This window comes from Azospirillum sp. B2RO_4 (genome assembly GCF_051124815.1).
GTDB lineage: Bacteria > Pseudomonadota > Alphaproteobacteria > Azospirillales > Azospirillaceae > Azospirillum.
In genome coordinates, this window is the sequence record NZ_CP118485.1 from 2,150,568 (window position 1) to 2,173,665 (window position 23,098).

The 23,098-nt window shown below is 67.7% G+C and carries 20 protein-coding genes and 3 tRNA genes; 9 read left to right on the forward strand and 14 right to left on the reverse strand.

Features of this window, described 5'->3' with window-relative positions; translation table 11 throughout:
- Positions 1 to 11 precede the first annotated feature (11 nt).
- From PWS46_RS10250 to PWS46_RS10260, 3 genes are all read right to left on the reverse strand, one after another.
- On the reverse strand, positions 12 to 1,235 hold the full coding sequence (locus PWS46_RS10250; protein ID WP_434614565.1) for a serine hydrolase domain-containing protein: 1,224 nt from the start codon (positions 1,233 to 1,235) through the stop codon (positions 12 to 14).
- Positions 1,236 to 1,420: 185 nt separating this feature from the next.
- Positions 1,421 to 3,169 (reverse strand): glycosyltransferase family 39 protein, encoded by a 1,749-nt coding sequence (locus PWS46_RS10255; protein WP_434614568.1) that lies wholly within the window; start codon positions 3,167 to 3,169, stop codon positions 1,421 to 1,423.
- The gene (locus tag PWS46_RS10260) at positions 3,166 to 4,290 is read right to left on the reverse strand and encodes a glycosyltransferase (RefSeq protein WP_434614570.1); all 1,125 of its coding nucleotides are present in this window, start codon (positions 4,288 to 4,290) and stop codon (positions 3,166 to 3,168) included. Before PWS46_RS10260 ends, PWS46_RS10255 begins: the two co-directional genes overlap by 4 nt.
- A gap of 413 nt (positions 4,291 to 4,703) precedes the next feature.
- Between PWS46_RS10260 and PWS46_RS10265 the strand changes: the two genes are divergently transcribed.
- Positions 4,704 to 6,713, forward strand: coding sequence for a methyl-accepting chemotaxis protein (locus PWS46_RS10265; RefSeq protein WP_434614573.1), 2,010 nt, complete (start codon positions 4,704 to 4,706; stop codon positions 6,711 to 6,713).
- Between the two features lie 160 nt (positions 6,714 to 6,873).
- A complete protein-coding gene (locus PWS46_RS10270; RefSeq protein WP_434614576.1) occupies positions 6,874 to 7,548 on the forward strand; it encodes a hypothetical protein in 675 nt (224 codons plus the stop codon).
- 354 nt (positions 7,549 to 7,902) lie between these two features.
- Here PWS46_RS10270 and PWS46_RS10275 read toward each other — a convergent pair.
- A tRNA-Gly gene (locus PWS46_RS10275) sits at positions 7,903 to 7,977 on the reverse strand.
- A 145-nt stretch (positions 7,978 to 8,122) separates the two neighbouring features.
- Between PWS46_RS10275 and PWS46_RS10280 the strand changes: the two genes are divergently transcribed.
- The 5 genes from PWS46_RS10280 to PWS46_RS10300 all read left to right on the forward strand — a co-directional run bounded on the left by PWS46_RS10280 (position 8,123) and on the right by PWS46_RS10300 (position 11,167).
- Positions 8,123 to 8,683: a prolyl-tRNA synthetase associated domain-containing protein gene (locus PWS46_RS10280; RefSeq protein WP_434614579.1), complete on the forward strand. Its 561-nt coding sequence runs from the start codon at positions 8,123 to 8,125 to the stop codon at positions 8,681 to 8,683.
- A gap of 164 nt (positions 8,684 to 8,847) precedes the next feature.
- A complete protein-coding gene (locus tag PWS46_RS10285) occupies positions 8,848 to 9,801 on the forward strand; it encodes a tetratricopeptide repeat protein (protein WP_434614582.1) in 954 nt (317 codons plus the stop codon).
- A 57-nt stretch (positions 9,802 to 9,858) separates the two neighbouring features.
- Positions 9,859 to 10,527, forward strand: a complete 669-nt coding sequence (locus PWS46_RS10290; protein ID WP_434614585.1) for an LON peptidase substrate-binding domain-containing protein — start codon at positions 9,859 to 9,861, stop codon at positions 10,525 to 10,527.
- A gap of 29 nt (positions 10,528 to 10,556) precedes the next feature.
- Positions 10,557 to 10,787 (forward strand): Trm112 family protein, encoded by a 231-nt coding sequence (locus tag PWS46_RS10295; RefSeq protein ID WP_434614588.1) that lies wholly within the window; start codon positions 10,557 to 10,559, stop codon positions 10,785 to 10,787.
- A complete protein-coding gene (locus PWS46_RS10300) occupies positions 10,784 to 11,167 on the forward strand; it encodes a gamma-butyrobetaine hydroxylase-like domain-containing protein (protein WP_434614591.1) in 384 nt (127 codons plus the stop codon). The genes PWS46_RS10295 and PWS46_RS10300 overlap by 4 nt, the downstream gene beginning before the upstream one ends.
- Before the next feature lie 162 nt (positions 11,168 to 11,329).
- Here PWS46_RS10300 and PWS46_RS10305 read toward each other — a convergent pair whose 3' ends face one another.
- From PWS46_RS10305 to PWS46_RS10320, 4 genes are all read right to left on the reverse strand, one after another.
- The gene (locus PWS46_RS10305; protein WP_434614593.1) at positions 11,330 to 12,856 is read right to left on the reverse strand and encodes a UbiD family decarboxylase; all 1,527 of its coding nucleotides are present in this window, start codon (positions 12,854 to 12,856) and stop codon (positions 11,330 to 11,332) included.
- A gap of 209 nt (positions 12,857 to 13,065) precedes the next feature.
- Positions 13,066 to 13,788, reverse strand: a complete 723-nt coding sequence (phbB, locus tag PWS46_RS10310; protein WP_063635164.1) for an acetoacetyl-CoA reductase — start codon at positions 13,786 to 13,788, stop codon at positions 13,066 to 13,068.
- A gap of 150 nt (positions 13,789 to 13,938) precedes the next feature.
- Positions 13,939 to 15,114 (reverse strand): acetyl-CoA C-acetyltransferase, encoded by a 1,176-nt coding sequence (locus PWS46_RS10315; RefSeq protein ID WP_434614596.1) that lies wholly within the window; start codon positions 15,112 to 15,114, stop codon positions 13,939 to 13,941.
- A gap of 113 nt (positions 15,115 to 15,227) precedes the next feature.
- Positions 15,228 to 16,319 carry an alpha/beta fold hydrolase gene (locus PWS46_RS10320; RefSeq protein WP_434619970.1) on the reverse strand — a complete coding sequence of 364 codons (1,092 nt, stop codon included), beginning with the start codon at positions 16,317 to 16,319 and terminating at the stop codon, positions 15,228 to 15,230.
- A gap of 803 nt (positions 16,320 to 17,122) precedes the next feature.
- On the opposite strand from PWS46_RS10320, the gene phaR reads away from it, so the two are divergent.
- Both phaR and PWS46_RS10330 read left to right on the forward strand, forming a co-directional pair.
- On the forward strand, positions 17,123 to 17,773 hold the full coding sequence (phaR, locus tag PWS46_RS10325; RefSeq protein ID WP_434614599.1) for a polyhydroxyalkanoate synthesis repressor PhaR: 651 nt from the start codon (positions 17,123 to 17,125) through the stop codon (positions 17,771 to 17,773).
- Positions 17,774 to 17,980: 207 nt separating this feature from the next.
- The gene (locus tag PWS46_RS10330) at positions 17,981 to 18,199 is read left to right on the forward strand and encodes a hypothetical protein (protein WP_085090089.1); all 219 of its coding nucleotides are present in this window, start codon (positions 17,981 to 17,983) and stop codon (positions 18,197 to 18,199) included.
- 20 nt (positions 18,200 to 18,219) lie between these two features.
- On the opposite strand, the gene PWS46_RS10335 is transcribed toward PWS46_RS10330, so the two are convergent.
- The 6 genes from PWS46_RS10335 to mepA form a co-directional block, all read right to left on the reverse strand.
- A complete protein-coding gene (locus tag PWS46_RS10335; protein ID WP_434614602.1) occupies positions 18,220 to 19,410 on the reverse strand; it encodes a glutathionylspermidine synthase family protein in 1,191 nt (396 codons plus the stop codon).
- Between the two features lie 375 nt (positions 19,411 to 19,785).
- Positions 19,786 to 20,157: a hypothetical protein gene (locus PWS46_RS10340; protein ID WP_434614605.1), complete on the reverse strand. Its 372-nt coding sequence runs from the start codon at positions 20,155 to 20,157 to the stop codon at positions 19,786 to 19,788.
- 238 nt (positions 20,158 to 20,395) lie between these two features.
- Positions 20,396 to 20,471: transfer RNA gene (locus PWS46_RS10345), tRNA-Ala, on the reverse strand.
- 38 nt (positions 20,472 to 20,509) lie between these two features.
- Positions 20,510 to 20,596, reverse strand: a tRNA-Leu gene (locus PWS46_RS10350).
- 111 nt (positions 20,597 to 20,707) lie between these two features.
- Positions 20,708 to 21,649, reverse strand: coding sequence for a methyltransferase domain-containing protein (locus PWS46_RS10355; protein WP_434614608.1), 942 nt, complete (start codon positions 21,647 to 21,649; stop codon positions 20,708 to 20,710).
- A gap of 198 nt (positions 21,650 to 21,847) precedes the next feature.
- Entirely contained in the window at positions 21,848 to 22,819 is a 972-nt protein-coding gene (gene mepA, locus PWS46_RS10360; RefSeq protein ID WP_434614611.1) for a penicillin-insensitive murein endopeptidase, read from the reverse strand.
- Positions 22,820 to 23,098: the final 279 nt, after the last annotated feature.

Genomic DNA, 23,098 nt, shown 5'->3' on the forward strand with positions numbered 1-23,098 from the left:
GGTTTTCGCCCTCAGGGCAGGCTGGCCACCTCCGGCCGTGCTTCCAGACGGCGCACGAGGTCGATGACCACATGGTCGGCGGTGACCCGGTCTGGGTCGCTGTTGGTCAGCGCCACCACGCCCCAGCGATGCGCCTTCGAGAAGGCGATGTAGGCGTTGAAGCCGCCGGTGGAACCGGAATGCCAATGGATCGGCGTGCCGTCCGTGGCCCAGGCGACGAACCAGCCGAGCGCCATCGCCCCGCTTCCCAAGCTTCCCGGATCGGCCAGCGAGCGACCGTCCACCTGCACCGACTGCGCCAGCGCCAGGGTGGCCGCCACCGGCGGGGCGCAGCCATGGCCGTCCGGACCGGCAGCCACACCCGCCGGACAGTCGCCGAGATTGGCGGACAGCCAGCGCAGCAGATCGTCGGCCGAGGAATAGAGGCCGAAGGCAGGCAGCATCGCCGGTGCCTCCCAATCCGGAACGACCCGGCCGTGGGCATGGCCGGCCGCCTTGCGCGCCCGCTGCTCGGCCGTCGGATGCAGGGTGGTGTCGCGCATCCCGAAACGGTCGGTCACCACCCGCTTCAGCAGCGTTTCGTAAGGCTGACCGGTCGCCGCCGACAGCGCCTCCCCCAGCACCGACATGCCGGCATTGGAATAGCTGAAGCGCACGCCCGGCGGCACCGGCAGCCGATAGCCGGACAGCCACAGCGCCAGTTCGCCGCGCGACAGCGGCTTGTAGGGGTTGCGCGGATCCTCCAGCCGGCTCCAGGAGAATCGCGGGGTTTCGGGGACGTTGGGCAGGCCGGCAGTGTGGGTGGCGAGGTCGCGCAGCCGGATCGGCCGGCCCTCGTAATCCGGCACATGGGCGACCGGCACCGGGCCGACGCGGCGCAGATGGCGCTGCAGCGGGTCGGCGGGATCGACCCGGCCCTCCCGCATCAGCTCCGCCATGATGGTGCCGGTGAAGGGCTTGGTCAGCGAGGCGATCTGGAACAGGGTACGCCCGTCGGGCGGCCCGCCGTCGGGGCGTCCGGTATCGCCGCGCCCGACCACCAGCGTCCGGCCGTCGCGGATCACGCCGACCACCAGACTGCCGGCACCGGCCGGTGGCTGCCGGTCCTCGACCGCTCGGGTCACGTCGTCCACCAGCCGGTCGGGAACGCGGTCCAGGCCGATGGCCCCGGTAGGCCCGAGCGGAACGCTCCACAGCAGCAGACACAAAACGCCCCAGAGCAGCCTGCGCCGCATCCCCGCCTCCGCCCGGCCTCAATCGAGAGTACGGAGAGAGTGGGCGGACGTACGGCGGGCGCACAGGGCCGCGAAGGGCGATGCGGCGAAAGACGGCGCGGGAGCCGCCGGGGTACTCCACCACCGCCCCGCCACCGCCCGACCGGTCGGACTTGGCAGAGCGGGGATGGCTATTCGGTGGGCGATTACTCGGTGGGGATGTCGGCCCTGGGCGGGCGGCGGTCCTTGACGATGGACAGCGGAACGTCGTCGGCCGCGATCTCCAGGATCGGATGACCATCCAGCAGCGACGGGCAGCGCTTCACCTGGGTGAAGGCCAGGAAGAAATCGGCCTTGCGCCAGTCCGGCTCGATCCCGTTGACCAGACGCAGCCAGGGCGGCAGTTCGAACCGCACCGCCAGCGTGTTGCCGCAGACGGTCAGCGTGTATTGCCGCGGCGGCGCATGGCCGTCATTCTCGCGCTCGACATACTCGATCAGTTCCTGCAGCGCCTCGTGCAGCGAGTTGCCCCAGTAATCCAGCTCGAACTTGCCGTCGGCGCCCCGTACGCCTCCGACGAACTGGTTGTAGTACACGTACTGGTTCGGGTGCATGGCGCCCAGCTGCCACGCGTACACCACGCCGACCACGGTCATCGCCGCGGCGAAGGTTTGCCCCAGCGCCCGGCCACCGCGCTGGCACAGAGTCCACAGCCGGTCGGCGGCGATGGCGGCCATCACCACCATGGGCGGGGCCAGGAACAGGAAATGGCGGATGCCGTTGTAGACCGACGGCCGCATCAGCACGAACAGCAGGATCGGCAGGAAGCCCGCCAGAACCAGCGGCGTGTAGCGGACGACCGTAAAGGCGCCGGTTCGCCGCCAGCCGCCGCGCGCCAGCCAGACCGCCGCCATCACCACCGCCACGCCGACGCCGATCACCACCGCCTCCGGCAGCTTCACCGCCAGATAGACCGGCAGGTACAGCGCCGGCGGAGCGTTGGAATGGACCAGCTCGCCCATGAACAGCGTCTGGATGTCGATGGGGAAATGGGAAACGACGCGCAGGGCCTCCAGCGGGTTGCGGAATGGCCGCTGCACCACCCAGGGCCAGAACACCGCCATGATGACATAGGCGACGGGAATCGCCGGCCACAGGCTGAGGAAGGCGCGCCGCGCATCGACCAGCGCCCAGCGCCGGCCCTCCTGCCGGGTCACCAGCGCGAAATGCATCGCCATGGCGACCGCCAGATAGAAGCCGGCCAGCACCGCGCCGACGCGGATCGCCAGCGTCAGGCCCAGCACCAGCCCGAACTTCAGCACCGCGCTGCGGCTCGGCCGCGGCATCTGCTTCAGGATGCGGGTGGCGAAATAGAGCGTCCACACCATGCCGGCCGCGAACGGCACGTCCTTGGTGTTGTTGAACATGGCGCCGTAATAGACACCGCTCAGCGACAGCAGAGCCGCCGCGATGAAGCCGGCGCGCGGGCCGGCCAGCAGCCGGGTGTAGCGCCAGGTCCCGGCGATGCCCAGCACGCCGACCAGCGCGCAGAGCAGGTGCCGCGTCTCATACTCCTCGAAGGGGGAGAAGGGCACGATCACGGCGGTGACGAGGTCGAACAGCCCGCCGTAATAGGCCAGATCCTTGAAATGGAAGGCCGACCGGTCCTGGAAGCCGCTGAGATAATAGGACAGCAGCTTCTTGCCGTAGATATGCTGCACCTCCTCGTCCGTGCTGATGCCGTAGCTGAGGAAGGTCAGTGCCGCGAGGATCAGCAGGCCGAGCAGAAGTGCCCGCGACAGCCCGTCCCACAGGGCCGCCTCACCGCGCGGCAGCACGACGCCGGCCGCGCCGGCGGTGGACGGCGCAGCCGTAGCCATGCCGGGGCGGCGGGTGGCGGAAGTGGGGCCGCCGACGGCATCCCCATCGCCACGCAAACCGGTCTCGATGCTCATCGGCGCGGCTCCCGCTCCACCGTTCCGCCGACGGGATCGAACTCATGCTCATCCCGGCCATCCGCCGGGCCGAAGCCGTGGGCGGAGCGCACGATGAACAGCGGCCGGCCCTTCACCTCGGCGAAGACACGGCCCAGATAGTCGCCGATGATGCCCAGCGTGATCAGTTGGATGCCGCCCAGGAACAGCACCGCGACCAGCAGCGATTCATAGCCGGGCACGTCGATGCCGTGGACAAGCGTGCGGATCAGGCGGATCAGGATATAGACGAAGGCGACACCCGACACCGCCATCCCGACCAGGCTCCACACCCGCAGGGGGAAGGTGGAGAAGGCGGTCAGCCCGTCGAAGGACAGGCGCAGCAGCTTGACGAAACCCCATTTGGTGTCGCCGCCGGCGCGCTCCCCCTGTTCGTAGGGGATCGCGGCCTGACGGAAGCCGACCCAGGCGAAGATGCCCTTCATGAAGCGCGTGCGCTCCGGCATCCGGTTGATGACCTCGACGACGCGACGGTCCATCAGGCGGAAATCACCGACCTCGCGCGGCAGCTTGATCTCCGACAGATGGTCGAAGACCCAGTAGAACAGGCGGGCGAACAGCCGGTGCTTCAGGCTCTGCCCGACGCGGGCATGGCGCACCGCCACCACCACGTCGAAGCCCTCGCGCCATTTGGCGATGAAGGCCGGCAGCAGTTCCGGCGGATGCTGCAGGTCGGCGTCCATCGGCACCACGGCGTCGCCGGTGGTGTGGCTCAAGCCGGCGGACAGGGCCAGTTCCTTGCCGAAATTGCGCGACAGATCGACCACCTTCACCCGCGGTTCGCGGTCATGGACGTCCAGCAGCCGGTCGATGGTGTCGTCGCGGCTGCCGTCGTTGACGCAGACCACCTCCCAATCCATGTCCAGCCCGTCCAGCACCGGGACCAGCCGGGCGAACAGGGCCTCGATGTTGGGACCTTCGTTATAGAAGGGAATGACCACCGACAGGCAGCCGCGTCGCGGTCGCCCCGACCTGTTCGCCGGGGGCCGGTTCGCCGATGGAAGCACCCCGCCCTCAAGGCGGACGGGAGCGGTGCGGACCTCCGGGGAAGCCGCGGAAAGGGGCGCGTCGGGAATGGACATGGCCAGCCGTCGGGTCAATGCGTCAGGGACCGGGAGATGAAGGGATCGGCGACGACCCCGGTCGGCCGCTGCGCCCTTCGGCATATATCACGATACGGGGGGATGTTCAAAATGCCTCTCCTGTGACCGCCACGGCACAAAAAATGGCCTGTCCGCCCGTGAAAGCGTCCGGACCCTGGTCACCTGCGATCCGACGAAACAGGCAAACATCCGCCATTGCCGTTTATTCCACGGCGGCGGAACGAGCGTATTCCCCTACGTCAGCCATAGGCCTCTGCGGTTGCCGGCACACACAACCGCACCATACCGGGGCATGTGGCACGCTTCCTGAAACAGGTCGCAATGCCTGACCCTTTCGGCTCGTCCCCGAGCAAAGGTTGGGCAACGTCCCTGTGCCGACGGAGGCCTCGATCATGAGCCTTTTCAATCGCTTTTCCGTAGGAACGAAGATCACGGCAGCCAGCGCCGGCATCCTGGTGTTCCTGGTGCTGATCGGCGGTATCGGCATCGCGGCGCTGTCGGAGGCCGGCGGCGCCGTGGACACCTACCGGCGGCTCGGCCAGCAGACCAACGAGCTGGGACGCATCCAGGCCCTGATGCTGGAGATGCGCCAGCAGGCCACCCGTTTCCTGCTGACCGGCGATGCGGAGGTCGGCGCCACCGTCCGCCGCACCGCGGAGGCGGCGGCGCAAACCATCGACAAGGCCCGCGCCCTGTTCACCGACCCCGCCCTGCTGCAGACCGCCGACAATATGGCGCAGGAGATTGCCCAGTATCGGGAAGCCTTCACCGCCATGATGGAGTTCCAAGAGCAGCGCAGCAAGGCCATCGCCGATCTGGACGAAATCGGGCCGCGGCTGGAAACCGCGCTGGACGGCATCATGGACAGCGCCGGCGCGGCCGGTGACACCGACGCCGCTTATCTGGCGGGCATGGCGCTGCGCCACATGCTGTCGGCCCGCATCTCGGCGACGCGCTACAATGTCGACGGCACTCCGGCGCTGGCCAGCCAGGCCCGGTCGCAGTTCACCGACGCCGCCAGCCGTGGCGGTGCGATGATGGCGAAGCTGACCGACCTCGACCGCCGCAAGATGGCGATGTCCTACACCGCCATGCTGCGCGTCTACATCAGCGGCTTCAATGCCGTGGTGAAGGCGACGACCGAACGCGACCGCTTGGTCAACGAGGTGCTGATCCCCGTCGGCGATTCCATCGCCAGGGAGGCGGAGCAACTGACAGACGCCAGCGTCGGCCACCAGAAGAGCCTTGGCATGGCGACCGGCGCCTTCCTCGACAAGGCGCGCGGCGGAATGGTGCTCGCCTCGCTGGTTGCCGTGGTTCTCGGGCTGGCGACGGCGCTGCTGATCGGACGTGGCCTGTCGCGGCCGGTGGTCGCGATGACCGACCGCATGACCCGGCTGGCCGGCGGCGACCGCAGCGTCGACATCCCCGGCCTGGACCGCGCCGACGAGATCGGCGGCATGGCGAAGGCCCTGCAGGTGTTCAAGGACAGCCTGATCGAGAGCGACCGGCTGGCCGAGGCCCAACGCGCCGCCCATGAGGCGCAGCGGGGCCGCGGCGAGCGCATCGACCGGCTGACCCAGGAGTTCGACCGGCTGGTGCTGGACGCGCTGGGCCGGGTGTCGGCGGCGGCGACCCAGCTCCAGGCGACCGCCCAGACCATGTCCGCCACCGCGGAGCAGACCACCCGGCAGGCCGATGCGGTGGCCAGCGCATCCAATGAAGCAACCGGCAATGTCGAGACGGTGGCCGCCGCGACGGAGGAACTGACCGCCTCCATCGCCGAGATCGGCCGGCAGGTGGCGGAAAGCACCCGTATCGCAGGGCAAGCGGTCGCCACCGCCGAGAAGACAGACGGCACCGTCCGCGGTCTGGTCGACGCCGCCCAGCGCATCGGCGAGGTGGTGCAACTGATCACCGACATCGCCAGCCAGACAAACCTGCTCGCCCTGAACGCCACCATCGAGGCGGCGCGCGCCGGCGAGGCGGGCAAGGGCTTCGCCGTGGTGGCGTCGGAGGTCAAGAACCTCGCCAGCCAGACGGCCAAGGCGACGGAGGAGATCGGCAGCCAGATCGCCGGCATCCAGGAGATCAGCCGGCAGGCCGCCGGCGCCATCGCCGAGATCGGCCGGGTGATCGCCGAGATCAACCACATTTCCACCACCATCGCCGCGGCGGTGGAGGAACAGGGCGCCGCCACCAAGGAGATCAGCCGCAATGTCCAGCAGGCGGCGCGCGGGACGCAGCAGGTGTCCGGCAACATCGCCGGCGTGTCGGATGCTGCCGCCTCCACCGGCGACGCCTCGCGCGAGGTGCTGACCGCCGCCGACGGGCTGAATCACGAGGCGACCGACCTGCGCGGCTTCGTGTCGCGCTTCCTGGCCGAAATGCGCGCCGCGTAAGAAACGGCACCGATCTTCAGCGCTGCGGTGACAGTTGTGGCGCCGGCAGGACCCGAATGGACCGGGGCTTGCCGGCGCCCTTCTTCTGGCGGGCAGCCCTGCTTCTTTGGCCGGTTACTTTCCCCTTGCGCCACGGCGCCCCCTTGGGCACATAGGCGCGATGATCCTGACCCCCATCGCCATCGACGACATGCCGAAGGCCATCGCCGCCTTCGACGCCCATCTGGACGGCCATGCCCAAGCGCGGGCCGCCTTCCGCCGGATCGCCGCGACCTGGCCGGTGCGGCCGGCGGAGGAGCCCGGCGGCGGCGTCGACACGCCGGCCCACCGGGCCGACGCGGTGCGGCTGGCCCACGCCCACGGCATCGACACGCTGGACGAGCCGCCCAGCCGCTCCTTCATGTGGGACGGCAAGGTAATCCGCACCGATGTCGAGGCGACGGTGATCGTGCATGAGGTGGCGCACTGGCTGTGCGCGACGCCGGAGCGGCGGACGCTGATCGATTACGGCCTGGGTCCCGGCCCGGAAACCACCGCCCGCCGGGAGGCACGCGCCGACAAGCGCCTGTGCTTCGAGGATTGCATGCACGAGGAGCAGCAGACCTCCCTGCTCGGCGTGCTGTGGGAAGTGGAACTGGGCCAGCCGGGAATCCTGGCCTTCCTGGAGCAGAACTGGATGGAGCATTGGGAGCGGCCGAGCACCGCCGCCTTCTTCATCCGCCACGCCGAAGAACTGTTCACCCGCGGCCTGATCGACGCCGACGGCCGCCCGACGACCGCGCGCGACTGGGCGGATGCACGGCAGGGCGTCCGGGAGCTTTCCCCACAGTTTTAAAAAGCTATGCAGTGACCGTGTGCCGTCCGACCGGGCCTCGGGTTGCGCCACTGGCGTGCACAGGCGTGAACCTACAGGGTTGATTGCTCTTGAAGCCAAGGACACCCCTCATCGACCGTCATCCCCGCGAAGGCGGGGATCCAGTGTTTCCCAAGCCGAACCAATGGGTTAAGCCTGGATCCCCGCCTTCGCGGGGATGACGCGGAGATTAGGTGCGGAGCCATCCGTTAAGTGCGCAGCCTGGAGAGCAGGCGGGCAGCTCGCAAGCTGTCACGGAGCCAAAATGCGAAAGGCCGGCACCCGAAGGTCCGGCCTTTTGAGATCGCATACTCCGGTGTTAAGACCGGAGGAAAATGGAGCGGGCGAAGGGATTCGAACCCTCGACCCCAACCTTGGCAAGGTTGTGCTCTACCCCTGAGCTACGCCCGCGCTCCGTACCGTCATCCAGCAGTTTGTTTCTGCCGTCCGGCGGTGTGCGGCGGACTATACTCATCGGCCGACGCAATGCAAGCGCCTTGTTTCAGTTTTTTTCACCGGCTGGACGATTTTCCGAACAGCCGGTAAAAGGGCCGTCATGGACACCGCATCGCTCCCCCTTCCGGGCGCCTCCCTGCCAGATGGCGACGCGCCGCTGCCGACCTCTCCGGACCAGTTGCTGGCGCGGCTCGACGCCTTGGGCATCCAGGCGACCACGCACAGCCACCCCCCGCTGCACACGGTGGAGGAGAGCAAGGCCCTGCGCGGCGCCCTGCCCGGCGGCCATTGCAAGAACCTGTTCCTGAAGGACAAGAGGGACCAGCATTGGCTGGTGGTGGCGCTGGAGGATGCGCAAATCGACCTGAATCGGCTGGACAAGGTCATCGGGTCGGCGCGGCTGTCCTTCGCCTCGGCGGAGCGGCTCTGGCGCTTCCTCGGCATCCGGCCGGGGTCGGTCACGCCCTTCGCCCTGGTCAACGACACCGAGCGCAAGGTTCGCGTGGTCCTGCAGCAGGCGATGATGGAGCATGAGCTGCTGAACTATCATCCGCTGCTGAACGACCGCACCACGGCGATCCGGCGCGACGACCTGCTGCGCTTCATCCGCGCCTGCGGTCACGAACCGGCGATCGTCGAGTTCGGCCGCGCCGGAGGCTGACCGGCAGGGCGGCCGTTTCCACGCAATGCTTGCCTGAGCCGCCTTGCGCGCTCACATATGTCGGCAACGATAGGGTCCGGACCGCCAGCGGCCGGACCGGCAACTCCATGGCCCACCGGGATGTCCTCATGGGCCAGGCATCACCAACGGGACCGAAACACGCCATGTTCTCCATGCCCCCCGCCAACGGGTCCAAGCCCGCCGCTCCCGCCGCCGCCGGTGCCGCCGACATCGTCAAGGACAGCACCGACCGCGCCTTCATGGCGGACGTGATCGAGGCCTCGGCCGAGGTCCCGGTGATCGTCGATTTCTGGGCGCCCTGGTGCGGCCCCTGCAAGCAGCTGGGCCCGATCATCGAAAAGGTGGTGCGCGCCGCCAAGGGTGCGGTGCGTCTGGTGAAGATCGACACCGACGCCAACCCGATGATCGCCTCGCAGCTGCGCGTGCAGTCGATCCCGGCGGTCTACGCCTTCTTCCAGGGCCGTCCGGTCGACGGCTTCATGGGCGCCCTGCCCGAATCGCAGGTGAAGGCCTTCGTCGACAAGCTGGTAGCGCTGGCCAAGCAGGCCGGTGCCGGCGGTGGTGCCGACGATATGCTGGAGGAAGCCCTCGCCCAGGCCAAAGAGATGATGGAGGCCGGCGACCTGCAGGGTGCGCTCGATCTCTACAGCCAGATCATGCAGGCCGAGCCGGAGAATGCCCAGGCCTATGCCGGCATCATCCGCTGCCTGATCGCCGCCGGCGACCTGGAGAACGCCAAGCAGATGCTGGCCCAGGCCCCGGAAGCCATCGCCAAGGACAAGGAGCTGGCCAACGTCCGCGCCTCACTCGACGTGGCGGAGCAGGCCGCCAACGCCGGCCCGATTCCGGAGCTGATGGAGAAGGTCGCCCACGATCCCAACGACCATGCCTCGCGCTTCGACCTCGCCATGGCGCTGTTCGCCGCCGGCAAGCGCGAGGCCGCGGTGGACGAGCTGCTGGAGATCTTCAAGCGAGACCGGTCCTGGAACGAGGACGGCGCCCGCAAGCAGCTGGTGAAGTTCTTCGAGGCCTTCGGCCAGACCGACCCGCTGACGGTGAAGACCCGCCGCCGCCTGTCGACCATGATGTTCAGCTGACGCTTTTCCAAAAACAGGACGGCTGTTCCATCGGCGAAGGGGTTCTATCTGATTGGCATGACCAGAAACCCCTTCGACCCTGAGTTCAGCCAGCTGCCGGCGATGATGCCGATCTTCCCGCTGGCCGGCGTTCTGCTGCTGCCACGGGCGCGGCTGCCGCTGAACATCTTCGAGCCGCGCTATCTCGCCATGGTCGAGGACGCGCTGGGCAGCGGCCGCATGATCGGCATGGTCCAGCCGCTCGACCCGGCGGGACGGGAGCGCGAGCCGGCCGTCTATTCCTGCGGCTGCGCCGGCCGCATCACCAGCTTCGCCGAGACCGACGACGGCCGTTGCCTCATCACCCTGACCGGAGTCGCCCGGTTCGAGATCGGACGCGAGGTGGAGGGGACGCGCGGCTACCGGCGGGTGGTTCCCGACTGGCGCCCGTTCCGCGCCGACCTGGAGCCCGAGTCCTGCGGCGACATCGACCGCAACCGGCTGCTCGGCGCGCTGAAAAGCTATTTTCGGGTCCAGGGCCTGTCGGTCGACTGGAAATCCATCGAATCGACGCTGGATGAGCGGCTGGTCAACTCGCTGGCGATGATCTGCCCCTTCACGCCCGGCGAAAAACAGGCGCTGCTGGAGGCGCCGACCCTGGCGGAACGCGGGAAGCTCTTGATCGGGCTGGTCGAGATGGCCATTCTCGACAGCCATGACGGGGACGGTCCGCCGCCCAAGCATTGACCTTCCTTCCAATCACCACGAGACACGACATGGCGACGTCCGAGGACAAGAGCAGCGACGCGAAAACCAACGCCCGCGTCGACCCGAAGCTGCTGGAGATCCTGGTCTGCCCGCTGACCAAGGGGCCGCTGCGCTATGACGCCGAGCGCGCCGAGCTGATCAGCGAGCGCGCCGGGCTGGCCTATCCGATTCGCGACGGCATCCCGATCATGCTGATCGACGAGGCCCGCAGCCTGGACAAGGCGGGGTCGGCACGATGAGTGATGACGGCTTCGGCACGGTCCACTGGCCGACCGAAATCCGCCTGAAGAAGGAGGAGAAGCGGCTGGAGGTCGATTTCGACGACGGCCGGACCTTCTCCTACCCGGCGGAGTTCCTGCGCGTGGTCAGCCCGTCCGCCGAGGTGCAGGGCCACAACCCCAGCCAGAAGCAGACGGTTGCCGGCCGCCGCCATGTCGGCATCATGCGGCTGGAGCCGGTCGGCAACTACGCCATCCGCATCGTCTTCGACGATTTGCACGACAGCGGCATCTTCAGCTGGAAATACCTTTACGAGATCGGCGCCGAACAGGAAGCCCTGTGGGCCGAATATCTCGAGGAGTTGCAGGCCAAGGGCCTGAGCCGCGACCCGCGGCGGTAGGGTACGGGTCCCTCTCCCGCCCCGGGAGAGGGTGGCCGCGAAGCGGCCGGGTGAGGGGTGATCCAAGAATCCCGAACCGCATGGTTCCTTGAATCACCCCTCACCCTTCCCAAGCTTTGCTTGGGCCCCTTCCCTCTCCCGGGGCGGGAGAGGGCAATCACCTCACTTCCAGATCGGCTTCCCGCTGCCGGGCAGGCCGTAAAGGTCCCATTTGCGGCTGACCTTCTCCACGACCTCGTCGGTCATGTGGAGCTTCTCGCCCCATTCGCGCTTGGTTTCCGGCGGCCATTTGTTGGTGGCGTCCAGGCCGACCTTGCCTCCGAGCCCCGATTCCGGGCTGGCGAAGTCGAGATAGTCGATCGGCGTGCCCTCGATCACCGTGATGTCGCGGGCCGGGTCCATGCGGGTGGAGATCGCCCACATCACGTCCTTCCAGTTCCGCGCGTCGATGTCGTCGTCCACGACGATCACCCACTTGGTGTACATGAACTGGCGCAGGAAGGACCAGACGCCCATCATCACGCGCTTGGCGTGGCCCGGATAGGCCTTCTTCATGCTGACCACCGCGATGCGGTAGGAGCAGCCTTCCGGCGGCAGCCAGAAATCGACGATCTCCGGAAACTGCTGGACCAGCAGCGGGATGAACACCTCGTTCAGCGCCTCGCCCAGCACCGACGGCTCGTCGGGCGGACGGCCGGTGAAGGTGGAGAGATAAATCGGCTTGCGCCGCATCGTCATGGCGGTGACGGTGAAGACCGGGAAGGGCTCGACCGAGTTGTAATAGCCGGTGTGGTCGCCGTAGGGCCCCTCGTCGGCGTATTCGTCCAGGCTGACATGGCCCTCCAGCACGATTTCCGCCTGGGCCGGCACCTTCAGCGGCACCGTCCTGCACTCCACCAGCTCGACCTTCTTGCCGCGCAGCAGGCCGGCGAACTGGTATTCGGACAAGGTATCGGGCACCGGAGTCACCGCCGCCAGGATGGTGCCGGGATCGGCTCCCAGCACGACGGCGCAGGGCAGCGGCTCGCGCTTCCCGCCCTTTTTGTCTTGATGGGCGGCCCAACGGTGATGGTGCTGGGCACCGCCGCGGTGCTTCAGCCAGCGCATGATCGTCTTGTTCTTGCCCAGCACCTGCATGCGGTAGATGCCGAGGTTGAAGTCGTCCTCGCGCTTCCCGGTCGGCCCCTTGGTCACCACCAGCGGCCAGGTGATCAGCGGCGCCGGCTCGCCCGGCCAGCAGCCCTGCACCGGCAGGCGGCCGAGGTCGATGTCGTCGCCGGTCAGCACCACCTCCTGGCACGGCGCCGAGCCGACCGTCTTCGGCTTCATCGACAGCACTGTCTTGGCGAGCGGGATCAGTTCCAGCGCCTCGCGGAAGCCGCCCGGCGGCTCCGGCTGCTTGAGAAAGGCCAGCGTCTCGCCGACGGCGCGCAGCTGGTGCGGCTCGCGGTCCATGCCCCAGGCGACCCGCTCCACCGTGCCGAACAGATTGACCAGCACCGGCATCTCGGAGCGCGTGCCGTCGGCCTTGATGACGTTTTCGAACAGAACCGCCGGGCCGTTCTCGGCCAGCAGGCGGGTCTGGATCTCGGTCATCTCCAGAACGGTGGACACCGGTTCCTTCACCACCACCAGCCGCCCCGCCTTCTCCAGCCGGTCGATGAAGTCGCGCAACGAGGTATAGGGCATCGCGGGGTGTCCAGTATGGTGGTGCGTCCGAAACGGACGATAACCTTCAACTCGGCGGCCGGTCCGTCAAGTGCGGTGGGGACCAATTCAAAAACAAAACCCCTCCCCCACCCCCGGCGGACCATGGAGTCCATCCGGAGACAGGAAAGGGGCTTCGTCACCTCTCATGAACCGGGGTGCGAGACCCGGCCAGGGATCAGGGCCTGGGATCAGTACATGTGCTGGCCGCCGTTGACCGACAGGGTCGAGCCGGTCATGAAGCCGTTGTCGTCGTCGACGAGGTACAGCACGGCCTTGGCGATCTCCGACGCGCGGCCGAGGCGGCCGACCGGGATGCGGGCGACGATCTTCTCCAGTACGTTGGCCGGAACCGCGCGCACCATGTCGGTGTCAATGTAGCCGGGCGCGATGGCGTTGACGGTGATGCCCTTGGCCGCGCTCTCCTGCGCCAGCGCCTTGGTGAAGCCGTGGATGCCGGACTTCGCGGCGGCGTAGTTGACCTGACCGTACTGGCCGGCCTGGCCGTTCACCGAGCCGATGTTGACGATGCGGCCGAAACCGCGCTCGCGCATGCCGTCGATGACGTTGCGGCACATGTTGAAGCAGGAGGACAGGTTGGTGTGGATCACCTTCTCCCACTGATCGTAGGTCATGCGGTGCATCACGCCGTCACGGGTGATGCCGGCGTTGTTGATGAGCACGTCGACCGGGCCCAGGTCGGACTCGATCGCGGCGATACCCTTCTTGCAGGCGTCGAAATCCGCGACGTCGAACTTGTAGGTCGGGATGCCGGTGCGGGCGGTGAACTCCTCCGCCGCCTGATCGTTGCCGGCATAGTTGGCGGCGACCTTGTAGCCGGCATTCTTCAGGGCGACGGCAACCGCCTCGCCGATGCCGCGGGTGCCACCAGTGACGACTGCAACACGAGCCATAGTTCTTCTCCCCAGATTTAGTGATGGTTGGTTGGTTTCTTTGACTTTTTATTTTTGGGTACGGGACTCCCTCCGCAGGTCCGGCGGATGTCCCAAACCGTCAAGCGAAGCGGGCCGCTTGCCCTATTGGAAAGCGGCCCGTTCCGGTCCTCAGTCGCGCTGGACGCAGAGGGCGATGCCCATGCCGCCGCCGATGCACAGGGTGGCGAGGCCCTTCTTCGCGTCACGCTTCTGCATTTCGAACAGCAGCGTGGTCAGCACGCGGGCGCCCGACGCGCCGACCGGGTGGCCGAGCGCGATGGCGCCGCCATTGACGTTGACCTTGCTGGTGTCCCAGCCCAGGTCCTTGTTGACCGACAGCGCCTGGGCGGCGAACGCCTCGTTCGCCTCGATCAGGTCGAGGTCGTCGACGGTCCAGCCGGCCTTTTCCAGCGCCTTGCGCGAGGCCGGGATCGGGCCGGTGCCCATGATCGCCGGATCGACGCCGGCGGTCGCCCAGGAGACGATGCGGGCGAGCGGGGTGACGCCGCGCTTGGCCGCGTTCTCCGCCGTCATCAGCACCAGGGCGGCGGCGCCGTCATTGATGCCGGAGGCGTTGCCGGCGGTCACAGTGCCGTCCTTCGAGAAGGCCGGGCGCAGCTTGGCCAGGGATTCCACCGTGGTGCCGTGCTTCGGGTATTCGTCCTCCGACACGACGACGTCGCCCTTGCGGCCCTTGATGGTGACCGGGACGATCTCGTCCTTGAAGCGGCCCGACTTCTGGGCGGCCTCGGCCTTCTGCTGGCTGGCGGCGGCGAAGGCGTCCTGCTCCTCGCGGGTCAGCTGCCACTTCTGGGCGATGTTTTCCGCGGTGTTGCCCATGTGATAGCCATGGAAGGCGTCGGTCAGGCCGTCGCGCAGCATGGTATCGAGCAGTTCGGCGGTGCCCATCTTGGTGCCGTTGCGCAGGTGCATGACGTGCGGCGCCATGCTCATGCTCTCCTGGCCGCCGACGACCAGAACGTCGGCGTCGCCGTTCTTGATCGCCTGATAGCCGAGCGCCACGGTGCGCAGGCCGGAACCGCAGAGCTGGTTGACGCCGATGGCGGTCGCCTCCACCGGGATGCCGGCGTTGACGGCGGCTTGGCGGGCGGGGTTCTGGCCCTGGCCGGCGGTCAGGATCTGGCCAAAGATGACCTCGTTCACTTCCGCCGCGTCGGTCTTGGCGCGGGCCAGCGCTTCGCGGATCGCGACCTCGCCCAGGACGTGGGCGGGAACGGCGCTGAGGGCACCGTTGAAGCTGCCGATGGGCGTACGGGCGGCACCGGCGATGACGACTTCGGTCATTGAACGCTCCTCGAAATAGGACAGTTTTATTATAGCGCTGGTGGGACGCTCGGAGTGATTGTTACCTTAAGTCGGGCAACATGACAGGTGCAAGCTGGCCGAAGGTCGCGGCGCTAACCTGTCGCAGCAAGCCATTCGGCCAGCGGCTTCCACACTCCGGTCTCGGCACCCGCGCTCACAACCATTCCGATATGGCCGAGCGGCGGGCGCAGAACCAGGGCGCCGGGGATCGCGGCGCCCAGCGCCAGGGCGGAGGCCGGCGGCACGATGCGGTCGCGCTCCGGGATCAGGGCCAGGGTGGGGACGCGGATGGCGCCGGGATCGACCGGCAGGCCGGCGACCATCCATGTGCCGGCCATGGTGTCGTTGCGCCCGTACCAGCCGGCCAGCGCGTCGCGCGCCACCCCGGCCACCAGCGGCACCCCGTCGTTCAGCCAATCCTCCAGCGCGACGAAGGCGGCCGCGGCGCGCGAGTTCGGCGCCATGCGGGCAAAGCCGGTGAACTTCTTGAGCGCCAGCAGCGGGTCGAGCTGGGCGAACAGCGCCTGCAGCGCATCGGTCGGCAACTCGCCCCAGCGGTCCAGCACCGGTCCCCAGGGCTGGATGAAGGTCGCCACCCGGCGCGCCGTGGCCGCATCCTCCGCATGGAAATCCCAGGGCGTGGCCATCAGCACCAGCCCGGCGACGGCGCGCGGCCGGCGCTGCGCCAGCGCCGCGGCCAGCAGCCCGCCCATGCAATAGCCGACCACCGGCACCGGCGCCCCCACCTCCTCCACGATGAAGTTCAGCGCCCGCTCCAGCCGCCCGGCGATGTAGTCGGTCAGGGTGAAGCGGCGCTCCAGCGGCCCCGGCCTGCCCCAGTCCAACAGGAGCGGCCGGAAGCCTCGCGCCGCCAGCCAGCGCATCAGGCTCTTGTCCCGCGACAGGTCCAGGATATAGCCGCGGTTGACCAGCGACGGCACGAACAGGACCGGCCGGCCGCCGCCCCCGTAATCAAGCAGGCGCGATCCGCCTTCCGTCCAGATCGTTGGCGGGTCGGGCAGGTCGCGGCGGTAGGGGTGGTGGCGATACCGCTCGATTCCGGTCAGGACGGCGTCGATGCGGCGGCGGATCTCGCGGTCGACCTCACCGGTCAGGCGGTCGGCGCCGCCCGCCCCGACGTCCGGATGCGGCCGGCCCGGGTTCATCCGGTCGGCCTGCGACATTTCGTCCCTGAGTGCCGCCGCCCGGTCCCGCAGGGCCGGACTCCAGGGCAGCAAGCCGTTCCTCAAGAGCGGCAATGCGGCCGAGGAGCTGAGCAAGCTGCCCAGAGCCGCCGTCAGATGCAGGGCCAGCGGGCGCGGCCCCTGCCGCATCCCCGGCCTTGTCCCTGGGCCGGGCGGAGTCCCCCCCGCCTGTCTGTCGTCCGCCAGACGATCGCTCATCGGAAGGCTGTCCGTGTTGGGGGGAGCCGGTGTTCGGGAATGGCCAGGGGCGGGGATCCCAGCCGGTGCCGGCCATGGTGCCGCCACCCAACCCGCCCATTCCGAAGCCGCCCGTTCCAAATCCAAAAGCCCCGGCACCCTGCCCCATCATCTGGAACAGGCGGGTCATCATGTCCGCCATTTCCGGATCGGCGGCGCTGGCCGTCCATTGGTCCTGCCACAGGTCCAGATAGCGGCGCGCCAGCGATTCGTAGGAAGGCGGATCGCCGGATGATTGATCGGAGGGTCGGTCTGGATTCGACGGGTCGGCCATGGCCGGATTATAGGGGCGGAAGGACCTGGTTGACCAGTCCGGCAAGGCTGGCCACCTGACCTTTCGGGTAACGGCGGGAGTGGCCCGGGCGCGTTCCATTTCTCCGTCTGGACCGGCAGATCCAACGCAACCGCGGCGCTATGCCGCGGCGCAACGCTGGACAAATTGCTATCCCTTCGAGTAGTCCTAATGACGGAACAATTTCCGCCGCCTGTCCCGCGTGTTCCGGAACACCTGCCCTGGAACATGTCCCTTCTTGAAAGAGTCCGCGATGGCCGACAAGGAAGACCAGAAGTCCGCTCCGATCACGATCAAGAAGTACGCCAACCGGCGGCTCTACAATACCGCCACCAGCAGCTACGTGACGCTGGACCATCTGTGCCAGATGGTGAAGGACGGCTTGGATTTCGTGGTCTATGACGCCAAGACCGGTGAGGACATCACCCGCTCCGTCCTGACCCAGATCATCGTGGAAGAGGAAAGCAAGGGGCAGAACCTGCTGCCGATCAGCTTCCTGCGCCAGTTGATCGGCTTCTACGGCGACAACATGCAGTCGGTGGTGCCGCGCTATCTGGAATATTCGATGCAGGCCTTCTCCCGCAATCAGGAGCAGATGCGCGACTATTTCCAGAACACGCTGGGCGGCATGTTCCCGTTCGGCCGGCTGGACGAGGTCAGCAAGCAGAACATGGCGATGTTCGAGCGCGCCATGCGCATGTTCACGCCCTTCGGCGCAGCCGGCGCCCCGGACGAAATGCCCGGCGGCCAGCGTCCGGCCGGCCAGCCCGGCCCGGCGTCGACCAACAACCCGCCCGCCGGTCCGGGCGGCGTGACCTTCGACGAGTTGCAGAAGCAGATCGACGAACTCCAGAAGCAGATCGCCAGCATCGCCAGCCCGGGAGCCAAGTCGGACACAAAGTAACGGGTCGGTCGGACAGGTCCGGCGGAAAACGTTCCCGATAAGCGGGCGGCACGGAAGGCGGGGTCATACCCCGCCTTTTTCATTGCGCGGGCCGGGACAGGCGCGCAGGCTTGGATCCGTGCATAGGGGGCACCTTCTCGGCCACCGTGCCGGTCCGGCTTTATTGCTGGGTCGACCGGCCGTTCAACAGATCGGAAGGAACCGACCATGACCACCGAACTGACCGTCTCGATCACCCTGGCCAGCGACGACCCGCGCGAGGTCACCCGTTTTGAAAATCTGTTGCGCGACTGGCTCAGCCATCAGCCGGGCGTGGCCGGCATGGCCATCGCGGATCGCGGCAACGACGTGGCGGCCGAGAATATCTGGCGCGCCGCCCGCAAGGCGACCTTCGGCCCAGCGCTTAAGAACCCCTTCGCCCCTTAAAGGCGCCGCGACCGCGGCATTCAGCCCCTGAACAGGTGCGGGACCATCGCCGAATCCGGGCCGACGCCGGATCCCAGGCGCGGATCGGCGGATTCCCGCACCCCCATGCCCAGGCACTTGTCGCCGACGATCCAGGCGTGCAGGACGGCGCGCGTGTCCTCCTCGCGGAATCCGGGCGGGGTTTCCAGCCAGACCGCGCCATGGGCCGCGACATCCTCGCCGATATCCGGCCCGTCGTCGGCGATCACCACCCCCTGTTCCAGGATGCGGCTCGGCGCGCCGTCCAGCCCGTGCAGGGCGCGAACGGTCACCATGTCCGCTCCGGCAACGCCGCTGGGATCCAGCGCCGCACGGCACAGGTTCGGGTGGCGCGGATAGAGATAGGACAGCACGGCCAGCAGCCCGTGGTTCGACCATAGCCAGCACCACAGCGGCGACAGAACGCTCATGCCGCTGCTGCGCAACCGTTGGAGGAACCCGTCGTCGGCCAGCCCGTCCCAGGGATAGAGCTTCGCCAGCCAGGAGATCGGCTGCCCCTCGTCATCCAGGAAGCGGCGGCCGTCCCAGGCGATGGACTGCAGCGGCAGCAGGCGGGTGTCGATGCCGGCCTCCGCCGCGGTGGCGGCAAGATAGACCAGTTCGCCCTCGCGCACCGGATCGGGGGTGGCGCAGGTCGCATGCATGCGACCGCGCCCCTGCACGCCCGTCGCCAACTCCTCCCACCGCTCCACCAGCGCCTCGTGCAGGCCGTTGAACTGGTTGGCGTCGGGGGCCATCGCCTCGCGCCAGTTGCGCTGGATCGTCGAGGCGGCGAACAACCCCTCGCAGGTGTCGTAATTGCAGCCCAGCAGCTTGACGCTGTCGCGCCCGTCATAGGCCAGCGTCAATCGTCCGGCGAGCCCGCCCGCCCGTTCGTTGCGCCGCCCGCCGGCCCAATAATCGAGCCAGGACGCCTCCAGCATGCGCGCGAGGTCGCCGCGGATGCCGAGCGAGGCGAACAGCTTGTGCTCCATCACATGGCGAACGGCGACCGCGATCATGCTGTGCAGTTCGTCCGCCACGCTTTCGATCAGGTCGATCTGCGAGGCGGTGAACTCATAAACGGTGTCCTCCCGCCAGGCGGCGCCGGCCGTCATGGCGCGCACACCGTAGGGATATTTGCGGAGACCCGGGCGCCAGTCGGCCCGCGGCTTCATCGTCGTCCTGCGCATGCCCGTTCCGATCCCCGAATGTCAGCGCCGGCGAGCCGGACGGCGCGCGGCGGCGACGGGCCGGCGCGTGGAGAGGGAGACGGGCAGCAAGCTGGTCAACGATCCACTGGTCAACGGTCAACTCCGGGGGAGGCCAATCCGACGCAGGCGCGGATGCTCGCGATGCAATCACTGCGGCGCAAGCACAGCCTTGCGTATGTACCCCGTCCCGCTGCAGCGCACCAGCGCGCATCCGCGATAGCTCCCCCTCGCCGGGGGACCGTCGGGAATCGCGCGGAATGGGGCCGCCCCCAATTGACCACACCCATCGACCGGGAAAGAGACGGGCCGCTGCGGCGAAAGGCGGCAGCGGCCCGGTTCGGAATGCGGCGCGCGTCAGATCAGCGGCGCAGAGGGATGCCGTGCAAGCGACCGCATCGCCCACAGCGCCAGACGGCCGCGACGCGGCTTCATCGCCTCGGCCGCCCGATGCACCGGCGGCATCGCCGCCAGGGCGGGGACGAGCACCGGCCGGTCGTCGCGCGAGCCGCCGAGCCGCTGGAGCCGGCGTGCCGACAGCACGAGGCGCAGCACCTCTTCTTCGGACACCTCACGACGGGCGGTGACGGAGGCGAGGCTGGCCGCCTCGTACAAAGCCGCCCGTTCGGCCAACAGGCCGGTCAGGCCTTTGGCAGCCGCCGTCAATGCGGCTTCATCGTAAAGGGCGAGGACAAGCGTCCTCAACCCGTGTTCCATCCGTGTGGACATGGCGGGGGGCTCCGGAAAATCGGAATGGCGTGCGGCGCTGGTGCGTGTTTATCGAAGCGAACAGATGAAAATTCGCGGTTCGACAGGCGCAATTATCCGTGCGCGGCACCCGTTCGGCCATGCTCTCCAAGGTGGTAACACCCTGTCTGCCTCCTGCTGATGCAGGATAGCCACAGTGGCTGTACCGATAAATATCCGGATTGGTCGGGAATTTGCCGCCCCGACAGGCGGGAAGAAATGGTGGAGCCAAGGAGGATCGAACTCCTGACCTCTACAATGCCATTGTAGCGCTCTCCCAGCTGAGCTATGGCCCCACTATATTTCTTCTACTCTTCACCAACACACGAGATGTTGGTGCGCTTGGAGGGAGTCGAACCCCCACGGCCTTTCAGCCACTAGGACCTGAACCTAGCGCGTCTACCAGTTCCGCCACAAGCGCGTCCGCGTTACTTGGGGTCACGCGGGGCGCTCTATGTACCCAGACCGCGCGTTGTGCTCAAGGAGAAAATGCGATTGCGCAAAAGTTTTTTGGGATGGGGCGCAGTGCCCCCTACTCCGCCGGCTTGATCGCGTAGAAGCGGTAGACCCGCACCCCGGCCTCGATGGCGGCGACGCGGCGGGCCCACAACTCGACCTCCTCCATCACCGCCAGCTTGGTGGGGGTGTCGAGCTGGAATTTCTCCAGATGCTCGACCAGCCCCTGGATGGCGGACAGGATCAGGCCGCGGTGGGTGTCGGAGATGTCCTCGGCGATGCGGAGGTCGAGGTTGCGCTGGGCGAACGCGTTCGCCATGCGGTCCTTCGGCCACAGGTTCGGCGTCGCCGGCTCCTTGTCGCACCAGTTCTGGATCGCCTTGGCGCCCATCACATCCGCTTCGGCGATGTAATCGGTGATCAGCAGGTGACCGCGCGGCTTCAGCGCCAGTTCCATGCCGTCGAACATCTGTTCCTTGTCGCGGACGAAGAACAGGCCTTCCTTGTAGACGATGGCGTCGACGCGCTTGGGATAGCCGAAATGTTCGGGATTGAAGGTCTCGATCGGCGCCTTCTTCTCCAGACCCAGCTTGAAGGAGCGGACCATCCCCTCCTTCGCCAGCAGTTCCGACGCCTCCAGACCGGTGACCCAGCAGCCGTATTTTCCGGCCATGGTGCGGCTGGTGCCGCCCAGCCCGGCGGCGAGGTCCAGCACGCTCATCGCCGGGTTCAGGCCAAGCGGCTTGACCAGATAGGGGATGTGGTCGGCGCCGCCGGGGGTGTTGAAGCCCTCGCCCCACATTTTCTCAGCCACCTCGATGCGGGTGGCGGTCCACAGCGGCTTGCCCCAGCGGTTCATGCCGGGGCCGGGTGCGGCAGGCTGCGGCTGTTCGGGCTGTTGCGGCTGCTCCTCGCCCTTCTTCGCCTTCAGACCGGACAGGTCATAGCCTTCCCACCACGCATAGAGGCGCGTCTTCAGGCTCGGTCCATGCCCGGACGATCCGTCCTTGTCCGTCATCGCCCTTTGTCCGTCATCGCCGACTTTCCCATCCGACGCCGCCCAGTCGAAACCGCCCAGTCGAAGCCGCAGGACGTAGTATCCTTGCGGTTGCTCTGCGCGATCCAAACACACCGCCCGCAAGAATCCGTCCAGCTTCAGGTTAGACGGACGCTAATTGCATGCAAGTGGAAAAATTTCTCCGCGGAAACACACCCGTCAGCGCGCGGCTTTGGCAGGAGCGGCGCCCGATTCGGGCAGGGAGGCCATGCGCGTGCCCGCCGCATTCAGCACCGGGGCGCAGGCCGCCGGCATCTTGCGGACCACCCGCGGCTCTGGCTTGTAACCTGGCGGATGCTCGATCGCGGGGGAGGCGCTGTCCAGCCAGGACATCAACTCGTCGTCACAGCCGTCGCCGTCGGGCTGGGCCGTCTGCTGTTCACACAGCGGACTGCCGGCCGGGCAGTTCAGCCGGATGTGCATGTGGCCGTCATGGCCATGCCAGGGCCGCAGCTTGTTGAGGAATCCGCGGTCGGACCAACTGCGCTGGCACATCGCCAGCTTGATCGCCGGATTGACGAAGATCCGGGCGACGCGGGGATCGCTGGCGGCGATCTGGATCATCCGGGCCTGCCGGTCCGACCAGTCGGCGGTGACGCGCATGCGGTCGTAATCGACATATTTGACCTCGTCCAGCCGTTCGCGCCCGGCGCGGCCCATCGGCGGCAGGTCCAGCCGCAGCCAGACATCGGCGTCCAGCCCGATCTGGTGGCTGGCATGGCCCGACGGCATCGGCCCGCCGCGCGCCTGCCCCATGTCGCCGACCAGCGCCGTGCCCAGCCCGGCATGCGCCACCCGCTGACCGAAGTCGCGGAGCATGTCGACCAGCACCGGATGGCCGTAGTTGCGCTGCCTCGACAGGCGGATCACCTGATAGCCGACACCTTCCGGCGGCAGGGCGCGGGCACCGGCGATGCAGCCGGCCGCGTAGCCGCCGATGGATCTGGGCGCCCCCAGCGAGGGGCCGGACACCGCCCCCCAGGCAACGCTGGTGGCGTAGGCCGGGATCGGAACCGGCTTTTTCTTCTTCCGCGACTTGGCATCGGCATCGCCGGCCGCCAGCAGAGCGGCCACCAGCCCGACGCACGCAATCACCTTGAAGGCACGCCCCCCGAAAGCACGAATCCCCATATCCGTCCCCCCCGCCGTCCCCGGCACCGCGGTCGATACCGCTATAGCGGATCCGTGGTTAAGGAATGATGGAGGATGCATCCGGACCGCACAACCGGACGGTCAGGCCCACGCCCGGTCCATCCGGGCAGTCCATTTGGGGTGCGTCCGACAATCCCGCCCTGGGCTCCGCCGCCACACGGGAGCACTCCAACATGGCTGACCGGACTGGCACCGGGAATATTGACAGCTCGTTATTAGCAATGGGAAGGTCAATACATTATCCGTCGAAGCATTATG

Bases quoted from the DNA above. Each gene is read 5' to 3' on its own strand.
- PWS46_RS10250 (WP_434614565.1), bottom strand. From the start codon at position 1,235: ATGCGGCGCAGGCTGCTCTGGGGCGTTTTGTGTCTGCTGCTGTGGAGC.
- PWS46_RS10255 (WP_434614568.1), bottom strand. From the start codon at position 3,169: ATGAGCATCGAGACCGGTTTGCGTGGCGATGGGGATGCCGTCGGCGGC.
- PWS46_RS10260 (WP_434614570.1), bottom strand. From the start codon at position 4,290: ATGTCCATTCCCGACGCGCCCCTTTCCGCGGCTTCCCCGGAGGTCCGC.
- PWS46_RS10265 (WP_434614573.1), top strand. From the start codon at position 4,704: ATGAGCCTTTTCAATCGCTTTTCCGTAGGAACGAAGATCACGGCAGCC.
- PWS46_RS10270 (WP_434614576.1), top strand. From the start codon at position 6,874: ATGATCCTGACCCCCATCGCCATCGACGACATGCCGAAGGCCATCGCC.
- PWS46_RS10280 (WP_434614579.1), top strand. From the start codon at position 8,123: ATGGACACCGCATCGCTCCCCCTTCCGGGCGCCTCCCTGCCAGATGGC.
- PWS46_RS10285 (WP_434614582.1), top strand. From the start codon at position 8,848: ATGTTCTCCATGCCCCCCGCCAACGGGTCCAAGCCCGCCGCTCCCGCC.
- PWS46_RS10290 (WP_434614585.1), top strand. From the start codon at position 9,859: ATGACCAGAAACCCCTTCGACCCTGAGTTCAGCCAGCTGCCGGCGATG.
- PWS46_RS10295 (WP_434614588.1), top strand. From the start codon at position 10,557: ATGGCGACGTCCGAGGACAAGAGCAGCGACGCGAAAACCAACGCCCGC.
- PWS46_RS10300 (WP_434614591.1), top strand. From the start codon at position 10,784: ATGAGTGATGACGGCTTCGGCACGGTCCACTGGCCGACCGAAATCCGC.
- PWS46_RS10305 (WP_434614593.1), bottom strand. From the start codon at position 12,856: ATGCCCTATACCTCGTTGCGCGACTTCATCGACCGGCTGGAGAAGGCG.
- phbB (WP_063635164.1), bottom strand. From the start codon at position 13,788: ATGGCTCGTGTTGCAGTCGTCACTGGTGGCACCCGCGGCATCGGCGAG.
- PWS46_RS10315 (WP_434614596.1), bottom strand. From the start codon at position 15,114: ATGACCGAAGTCGTCATCGCCGGTGCCGCCCGTACGCCCATCGGCAGC.
- PWS46_RS10320 (WP_434619970.1), bottom strand. From the start codon at position 16,319: ATGTCGCAGGCCGACCGGATGAACCCGGGCCGGCCGCATCCGGACGTC.
- phaR (WP_434614599.1), top strand. From the start codon at position 17,123: ATGGCCGACAAGGAAGACCAGAAGTCCGCTCCGATCACGATCAAGAAG.
- PWS46_RS10330 (WP_085090089.1), top strand. From the start codon at position 17,981: ATGACCACCGAACTGACCGTCTCGATCACCCTGGCCAGCGACGACCCG.
- PWS46_RS10335 (WP_434614602.1), bottom strand. From the start codon at position 19,410: ATGCGCAGGACGACGATGAAGCCGCGGGCCGACTGGCGCCCGGGTCTC.
- PWS46_RS10340 (WP_434614605.1), bottom strand. From the start codon at position 20,157: ATGTCCACACGGATGGAACACGGGTTGAGGACGCTTGTCCTCGCCCTT.
- PWS46_RS10355 (WP_434614608.1), bottom strand. From the start codon at position 21,649: ATGACGGACAAGGACGGATCGTCCGGGCATGGACCGAGCCTGAAGACG.
- mepA (WP_434614611.1), bottom strand. From the start codon at position 22,819: ATGGGGATTCGTGCTTTCGGGGGGCGTGCCTTCAAGGTGATTGCGTGC.